Here is a 1,553-nt window from a genome sequence, read left to right as displayed (position 1 = left end):
TCAGAACGTAGACAAACGTCATTTTTGGCGTTTGTCTTTTTGTTGTATTTTTAAAATTATTTGCTTTATCATCTGTTATTCTATCTAAAAATCGGATTTAGAACAAAATAAAAAGGGATATTCGCTACCCATTTCACCAGTTTTTTGATATTTAAACATGCCAAAGTAAGCCCAACCTTATCTTCCATTTTGGACTTTCCTTTCTCTCTAGTGTATCTCAAATTATGGTACTCCTTAGCCGTCCCAAAGAGTCGTTCAATGGTTTCTTTACGCTTCTGATAAAGCTCCTTCATTCCTCTTTGGTGGAGAATCTCTTCACAACATTCAAGATCATCTTTCCATATATGTCTCGTAATTACTTTTTGGTGGTTTTGACTTTGGGTACAAACGGATAATAGGGGACAAGAAGCACATGTTTTTGGATTACTCTTATACTCACGATAGCCTTCTCGTGTCGTCGTGCGATAGCTTAACACTTGGTTCTCTGGACAGAGGTAACAGTCATAGAAAGTATCATAGACAAAATCATTGGGTCTTAAGTTCCCCCTTACTCCCTTTGGACGAGTATAAGGAAAGACAGGGATGATGTTACGTTCTAATAAATAATGAGCGATAGCTGGGGTCTTATAGCCTGAATCCGCAATAATGTAGTGTGGGGAGAAGGGTTCTAACTTTGAAAAAAGAGCAGGGAAGGCCTGACTATCATGGACATTTCCTGCCTCAACCGTATAAGCTAAGGCCCAACCATGCTTATCACAAGCTACTTGGGCAGAATAGGCAAATACCTCCTTGTGTTCACCCTTGTGGAACCAACCACTCTCGGGATCTGTCGTTGAGATTTTCTTTTCTTTAGCCTCGCTTTCTTTTGCGGGCTTTAAGGACTTTTTTTCGTGTTTTCTCCTATCTAAATCAATCTCAACTTCCAACCGGTCACTCATAAATTTAGCTTGTTGCTCTACCATTTCCTTACGATACTTGTGGCTGTTAGCTGCCGCTTTAATATGGGTTCCATCCACAAATAGTTCAGAGGGATCAATTAAACCAGCAAATAAAGCCTGATTGAGTACTTGTGAGAATATCTCAGAAATCAGTTCTTTATCTTGAAAACGGCGACTGTAATTCTTTCCGTATGTAGTAAAATGAGGGACCTTATCATCTAAAGTTAGGCCAAGAAACCAACGATAGGCCACGTTTACTTCAATGTCTTTAATGGTTTGGCGCATGGAGCGAATGCCATAAAAGCATTGAATCAAAGGGATTTTGACTAACATGACAGAATCGAGACTCGGACGACCATTATCGGGGCTATAGGTATCTTCCACCAAGTCATAGATAAAGTCAAAATCAACCTCTTTATCCACTTGTCGAAGAAAGTGATCCTCAGGGACTAATTCATCTATCGTATAGAAGCCATATTGGCGTCGATTATAATCTGGTTTTTCTTTGTGAAACATAGCGAACACCTCACAAACTATTCTTACCTCTATTATACGACTTTACACAAATAAAAGCCCTTAGAAACTTATGGTCTAAGGACTTTGTCTTCAATCTGA

1 protein-coding gene is annotated in these 1,553 nt (G+C 39.1%); it reads right to left on the bottom strand.

What is annotated here, in order from left to right; all coding sequences use genetic code 11:
• Positions 1-80 precede the first annotated feature (80 nt).
• A complete protein-coding gene (locus ABT997_RS09785; protein ID WP_006596748.1) occupies positions 81-1,454 on the bottom strand; it encodes an IS1182 family transposase in 1,374 nt (457 codons plus the stop codon).
• Between the last annotated feature and the right edge of the window lie 99 nt (positions 1,455-1,553).

The organism is Streptococcus australis (genome assembly GCF_040226615.1).
In the GTDB taxonomy this organism is placed as follows: Bacteria; Bacillota; Bacilli; order Lactobacillales; family Streptococcaceae; genus Streptococcus; species Streptococcus australis_E.
Note: the sequence above shows the minus strand (reverse complement) of the source record. Positions and strands in the feature narration are given on the sequence as shown.